This window comes from Vibrio sp. D431a, from assembly GCF_030248655.1.
Lineage (GTDB): Bacteria > Pseudomonadota > Gammaproteobacteria > Enterobacterales > Vibrionaceae > Vibrio > Vibrio alginolyticus.
Genome location: NZ_JAHGAP010000030.1, coordinates 1 through 6,328, shown reverse-complemented (window position 1 = coordinate 6,328; position 6,328 = coordinate 1). Strand labels below are relative to the sequence as shown.

Below are 6,328 nucleotides of genomic sequence, written 5' to 3'. Positions count from 1 at the left end.
AGGTGGTATGCGGCGGCTTTTGTATTGCGTTGCTCACCCCTTAACAGGGCGTTAGCACACAAGGGGACAGCTTTGAAATTCGCGAGGAAATTTGAATGTTCGAGTTTTGTATTTACTCCAATAGAAACTGGCGATGCTGTGTATTTACTAACAGCAGTAAGCTCAGATTTATTCCCTAAGTCGCTTCCGTTAGCAAAAATTAAAACACTAAACCAAGCTGAAGATTGGTGTTCAGATCGTGCTTCAGACTGGAATATGGATAAATGTTACGTTTGGAGTTGTCGCCGCTTGGCTAATTCCCAAGTTATTGGTCAGGTTACATTGTTTCCTCAGAAAAATCGTTTGGCTTTAGCTTATTGGGTTAATCCGGAATTCTGGGGGCAGGGTTTAGCGACGCAAATGTGCAAGGCTTTGTTATCACATGTTTGCAGTTCGGGGTATCAAGGTAATATTTGGGCGGGTGTCCATTCTTGGAATAGTCGAAGCTCTTCAGTACTAAAGAAATTGGGTTTTGAACAGATAGTTTCTAATAGTGAAAATACAACGGAGTACAGTTTGGAAATTGTGTGCTAACAAAGCGTTTAAGAGCGATTCCGCAACGCGTGCCAGTTTCGCTTCGCTCACAGTATGGCACGCATTACGTCACGCCTTAACGCGGCGTTATGTGTTTTTTATGAAAAATTAGATGAATATTGGTTTATGAGTAACAAAGATAATATTGTAAGTTGGGTTAAAAATGCGGAACGTCCTGGGACTATAGAGTCACATGGTTCTGCTTTTATAAGTAGTTTATGTACTCTATTCCTATTATGGTTCTTCCTAATGTTACTTATGTGGTCTATAGGGGTAGCGGATAATAAAAAACTTCATGATGCTACAAGTTTAATTTTGAGCGAAAACTTTGGAGTTTTTTCTTTTTTAAGTTCTACACTTGCAATTGTTTCAGGGAATAGCTTCTATTTACTTGCATCAAACTTAAAGTGGGCTAAACGCACAAATATGATAAGGCTTCATATGCAAAACTATTTAATTGGTTTGTCAGGCACTGTATTTGTTATTGGCTACTTTGGTTTTGATCTTCTTGAAAATGAAGATTTTATATGGACATTGGGTTTCGTTTTTTTGACATGGCTTGTTACATGGTTTTCAACTTACGTAAAAGTAAACTTTAGAAGACCCTTTGAAATATTTACTGGTGTGGGATATCTAGCTGTAACTATATTAGTATTTGTTTGTTCAAAATTAACAATGAGCTAGACACATAACAAACTGTTCAAGAGGGATTCGCAACGCGTGGCATTTTTACTGTGCGTTGGTTTTAGTGATTAAGGTGGTATGCGGCGGCATCGGTATTGCGTTGCTCACCCCTTAACAGGGCGTTATATTAATCAAATGATTCGAGCACAAAAGGAGTTTCTATGAACTATGATGTCATCGCCTTAGCATGCGAGCAACTAGATTATCGCGATAAGTTGCGGCTTGCACAGTTGCTAATTCAAACTGCTCGCAAGGAAGAGGAATCAGTTAATCCTCAAGATCGAACAATTAAACCAAAACCTGCTGTTCCTGAAGCCATTGTGGAAGAGCAAGAAATTGACACTATTTCCTATGTATATGAACGCTTGCTTAAATTAAGACCAGTGAAAACAAAATCGCTAACGAACTCAATCAAAGCAATGTTTCAGTTTCAAGGTGGTATTTCTGAAGCCGAAGTCTCTGATATTGTTAGTGAACTCCAACATAGGAAGTTAGTTAAGCTGACTAGTAATAAAGTCGAGTACAACGATTAATATAACAAAGCGTTTAAGGCGGATTCACAACGCTTGGCGGTTTCAGTTTAAGTTGAATTTAGTGTTTAAGGTACAATGGTTTAGTTTTGGTGACTGGCGTTGTTCACCACTTAACGCGGCGTTAGAACACACGGAGGCAATAAATGGCTGAATGGGAAAATCCAAGATATTTTGACAATAGTTATAGTCCTGATTTAGAGGTGACAAAACTAGACCTCTACAGGTTGCTCAATCAGTTTTTAGCTAGCAAAACATTATCGAAACTATGTAACGCAGATGGTGAGCTGAACCATGCTATGTACACACTCGATCCATTTTTTGAAGTTGAAGCAACTAGAATACTATTAAGTTCTGCTGTAATAGCGCGTGTGATAGATGATAAGCACAAAGACCTTCATCAATATAATACGAAAAGCGGAATCTTAATTCCGAACCTCAATGAGCCAGAAAACACTGTTGATCTTAACTTGAGAGAAGCCTGCAATAAAATCATTCATGCTGATACCATTAGATATGACGTCGAAGTTGAAGTGCAGGGCATGACTCAACGGTATTTCAATCCATACATATATTATTATGGTTCTTTGGGAAAAAAGCGTTGGAAAGCAACGTTGAATGTAGTCGATTACGTAAAGAACTATACGGACAATATCGTGTAAGTGTGCTCTAACAAACTGTTTAAGAGTGATTCGCAACGCGTGGCATTTTTATTATGCGTTGGTTTTAGTGTTTAAGGTGGTATGCGGGAGCTTCGGTATTGCGTTGCTCACACCTTAACAGGGCGTTATGTGTAGCCCCAAAAATCAACCAATTATAAGGAATTAATGGTTATGATTACTTGCTATGTCAGATATGTCATAGACCCAAAGAAGGTCAAAGAGTTCGAAGAATACGCGAGAATGTGGATACCACTCGTTGAAAAGTTTGGTGGTCAACATAATGGCTATTTTCTACCATCTGAAGGTGCAAACAATATAGCTATGGCACTATTCACGTTTGAAAGTTTGTCAGCATACGAAGATTATCGTGCCAAGTCTCTAAATGATCCTGAGTGTATTAAAGCTTTCGAATTTGCCGATAAAATGGACTGTATTATTAGCTATGAACGTAGCTTTTTTAGACTAGTATTCGGTTGAAAAAGCTACACATAACAAGTTGCTTAAGCGTGATTCAGCACGCGTGGCATTTTTGGTATGCGTTAGTTTCGGTGTTGAAGTGCCATGCGGATACTTGGTCATTGCGTGCTTCACACCTTAGCAAAGCGTTATACCACAAGGAGTAATATGTGATTGTAGTAGCAAGGTTTTCTTTTCCTCATGAAGCTCATATTGCGAAAGCGAGCCTCGATAGTGCGGGAATAGAAAGTCACATTGCTGACGAGCACACGGTGAATACCCAGTGGCTTTATTCAAACGCCATGGGCGGTGTTCGTCTGATGGTGACCGAGAGTGATGCAGAGGAAGCGAAACAAATACTCAGTAGTGACTTCTCAGAATTACTGGAAAAAGAAGTTGCCGTTGATGAAGCAAAAGATGTTTGCCCTAACTGTAGTAGCACAGAGCTATATGCATTTACAAAAGGTAAGCGTCCAGCTTTCTTAGTATTTATTTTACTGGGTTTTCCACTGTTCTTTTACAAGCATGGTTACAAGTGTAAGCAGTGTGGGGAGTTCAGTGAAAAGCTTTGAGTAGTGGTATAACAAAGCGTTCAAGAGGGATTCTCAACGCTTGGCGGTTTTGGTTCAATGTTTGGCTTTTGTGTTTAAGGCACAATTGCTTAGGTTGGGTGGTTTGCGTTGTTCACCCCTTAACGCGGCGTTATACGATTAAGGAGAAAAATGAAGCCTGATTTACACGGAAGTAGAATTGTTTTGAGGTCAATTCAAACGGATGATTCTGATGATTTGTTTGAAATTTATGGTGATATTGAAACAATGGAATTTGCCTCAGACCCAGTTTTTACATCGAAAGATATGATAGTTCAGGTGCTAGAAAGCGTCGTCCGACTAGAGAAATCAGGTGAATCGTGGGAATGGGCGGTTATAGAGCAAGCGACAAACAAAGTTATTGGAACCTGCGGTTTACATAGTTTTAGTGATAGTGGTGATTCCTGTGAGGTCGGATGCTTACTAAACTCATCGTACTGGCGACAAGGGTATATGTCGGAAGCTCTTAGTTTATTAATTCCTCATGCTAAGTCTTTGGGCATTGAAAAGTTATATGCAGATATTGATGAGGGTAACTTTCGGTCTCAAGCTTTGTTTGACAAACTCGGTTTCACAGCTAAAAACGGTCTGTTTCAGCGCTTGCTGTGAGGCATCGTATAACAAAGCGTTTAAGGCAGATTCGCAACGCGTGGCATTTTTAGTCCAATTTGAGTTTTGTGCTTACGGTGCAATGGTTTAGTTTAGGTGTCGGCGTTGCTCACTACTTAACGCGGCGTTATACGAATAGAGGGAAATTATGTACAAAAATACTGATTTTAACTTGGATTCAAAAGAGTTCAGGTTTAAGAAAGACTCATATCCTTTGTCTAAGATAAACAATGTTAGGGTTAAAAAGTTAAGTTTTCTTGATAATTTAGGTCAAGTTTTATTCTGGGTGTGTGTTTTTTCAGGGGCAGTTTGGTTAGTTATTCCAAGATTGGAAGAGGTGCCACAATGGCTACTAGTTTTAGCTCTTAGTCTGACGGTTGTAGGTTTGGTTTTTGCTCTTTTTCGTTGTTCCAAATATGCACTTCAAGTCGAGTTTCACCACATAGATGAAACGGGCGTTCAATGGGTTAATGTCGCTAAGTCATACTCAAAGTCAGATTGTGAGTTATTTGAACAGCAAGTGTTGGCACTGAAAAAATTCGTATAACAAATTGTTCAAGAGTGATTCGGCACGCGTGGCATTTTTACTATGCGTTAGTTTTAGTGGTTAAGGTGCTATGCGGAGGCTTCGGTATTGCGTGCCTCACACCTTAACAAGGCGTTAGCAATATAAGAGGAAACCGATATGTCAGGAATCACAGACCTAGACGAATTATTGCGTTCGATGAGCCCAAAACTAATGGAATCAGAGTTCGTATTTTGTACAGTTTCTGGTGTGCTAGCAGACTATGTTGACCTAAATCCAGTTGCCACGTTTATTGAATATGAGGGTTTAACTTTGGTTCTAGAGAAATCAGCGGCAGAAAAGGCAGGTTTGTCGTTTGATGGTACATATAGTCAAATAACTCTGACGGTGCACTCCAGTTTGGAAGCTGTAGGTCTTACAGCAGCAGTGGCTAGCAAGTTAGCATCAAAGGGTATTAGTGCTAATGTCATTGCAGCTTATTATCACGACCATATCTTTGTTCAAAGTGGTAAAGCAGAAGCGGCAGTTTCAGCATTAGAAGAGTTCAGTGCATAGGGTTAAGCCATATTGCTAACAAAGCATTTAAGACGGATTCCCAACGTTCGGCATTTTTGGTTTACTTTGAATTTAGTGTTTACGATACAATACTTTAAGTGCAGTGGTCTGCGTTGCTCACCACTTAATGCGGCGTTATACGCTTTATGGAAAATGATACGAAAAGGACGTTATGAAGTTATCTGAGTTACAAAGTCATATAAAAGAATTCGATTATGCGCCGGAGCAATCTGAACACTATTTTTTAAAACTAATCGAAGAAGTTGGCGAATTATCGGAATCTATTCGCAAAGGTAAACGTGGGCAACCAACTCTAGATGAACTTAAAGGTTCAATCGCAGAAGAGTTATATGACGTCTTGTATTATGTTTGTGCTTTAGCCAATATTCACGGTGTAAACCTTGAGAAAACGCATGAACTAAAAGAAGTTTTGAACAAGGTTAAGTACAACCGATAAAACGCGTATAACAAATTGTTCAAGAGGGATTCAGCACGCGTGGCATTTTTACTATGCGTTGGTTTTAGTGATTAAGGCGGTATACGGTAGCGTCGGTGTTGCGTGCTTCACCCCTTAACAAGGCGTTAGCCCTCAAGGAGAAAATATAAAATTGTTTGAAAATCATTTAAAAAGAACAAAATTCTTGCTGTTTTTACAGGGTATATCTGTTTCAGTTACTCTGTTTCTACTATTTACCTTGCTTGCCCAAGTTAATCAATTGAGCTCTTCGAGTCTTTTTCTCACATTTGCCATCGTTCTAGTGATGCTAAGCTTGAACTTGTCTAGTTTTTACGGGTTGTTAAAAAAGAAGCTTTGGGTATTTAAGTTAATGATCGTTCTTTATTTAATTCAGATGATAGGCATAGAAACACCTAACTTTTCCTTAGCCTTTTCTTTTGGAGTTGAAGTACCGATAAGTGTGAATGTTAATGAAGTAACAGTTTCTCTAAACTTACTGGCAATCTTGGTGGTTTGGTTGTCGTATACAAGTCTTAACCTTTTGAAAAAGGGCTAACAAATTGTTCAAGAGTGATTCGGCACGCGTGGCATTTTTACTATGCGTTGGTTTTAGTGGTTAAGGTGGTATGCGGAGGCTTCGGTATTGCGTGCCTCACACCTTAACAAGGCGTTATGTACTTTAAGGA

The 6,328-nt window shown here is 39.3% G+C and carries 11 protein-coding genes; all 11 read left to right on the top strand.

Annotated elements, in window-relative coordinates; genetic code table 11:
- Positions 1–573, top strand: a 573-nt coding sequence (locus KJB35_RS23675) for a GNAT family N-acetyltransferase (protein WP_306309427.1), incomplete at its 5' end; no start/stop codon positions are given.
- A 54-nt stretch (positions 574–627) separates the two neighbouring features.
- Entirely contained in the window at positions 628–1,257 is a 630-nt protein-coding gene (locus KJB35_RS23670; RefSeq protein ID WP_285358844.1) for a hypothetical protein, read from the top strand.
- 161 nt (positions 1,258–1,418) lie between these two features.
- The gene (locus tag KJB35_RS23660) at positions 1,419–1,790 is read left to right on the top strand and encodes a hypothetical protein (RefSeq protein WP_158173957.1); all 372 of its coding nucleotides are present in this window, start codon (positions 1,419–1,421) and stop codon (positions 1,788–1,790) included.
- A gap of 143 nt (positions 1,791–1,933) precedes the next feature.
- Complete coding sequence (locus KJB35_RS23650) at positions 1,934–2,449, top strand: hypothetical protein (RefSeq protein ID WP_285358840.1); 516 nt, start codon at positions 1,934–1,936, stop codon at positions 2,447–2,449.
- Between the two features lie 171 nt (positions 2,450–2,620).
- Complete coding sequence (locus tag KJB35_RS23640) at positions 2,621–2,926, top strand: NIPSNAP family protein (RefSeq protein WP_285358847.1); 306 nt, start codon at positions 2,621–2,623, stop codon at positions 2,924–2,926.
- 149 nt (positions 2,927–3,075) lie between these two features.
- Positions 3,076–3,477: a DUF2007 domain-containing protein gene (locus tag KJB35_RS23630; RefSeq protein ID WP_213965708.1), complete on the top strand. Its 402-nt coding sequence runs from the start codon at positions 3,076–3,078 to the stop codon at positions 3,475–3,477.
- Between the two features lie 150 nt (positions 3,478–3,627).
- Positions 3,628–4,104 (top strand): GNAT family N-acetyltransferase, encoded by a 477-nt coding sequence (locus KJB35_RS23625; protein ID WP_285358836.1) that lies wholly within the window; start codon positions 3,628–3,630, stop codon positions 4,102–4,104.
- Positions 4,105–4,252: 148 nt separating this feature from the next.
- Positions 4,253–4,651, top strand: a complete 399-nt coding sequence (locus KJB35_RS23620) for a DUF6232 family protein (protein ID WP_285358834.1) — start codon at positions 4,253–4,255, stop codon at positions 4,649–4,651.
- 138 nt (positions 4,652–4,789) lie between these two features.
- Positions 4,790–5,185 (top strand): ACT domain-containing protein, encoded by a 396-nt coding sequence (locus tag KJB35_RS23610; protein WP_238951983.1) that lies wholly within the window; start codon positions 4,790–4,792, stop codon positions 5,183–5,185.
- Between the two features lie 172 nt (positions 5,186–5,357).
- Positions 5,358–5,642, top strand: a complete 285-nt coding sequence (locus KJB35_RS23605; protein ID WP_021452995.1) for a MazG nucleotide pyrophosphohydrolase domain-containing protein — start codon at positions 5,358–5,360, stop codon at positions 5,640–5,642.
- A gap of 151 nt (positions 5,643–5,793) precedes the next feature.
- Complete coding sequence (locus tag KJB35_RS23595; protein WP_213906130.1) at positions 5,794–6,198, top strand: hypothetical protein; 405 nt, start codon at positions 5,794–5,796, stop codon at positions 6,196–6,198.
- Positions 6,199–6,328: the final 130 nt, after the last annotated feature.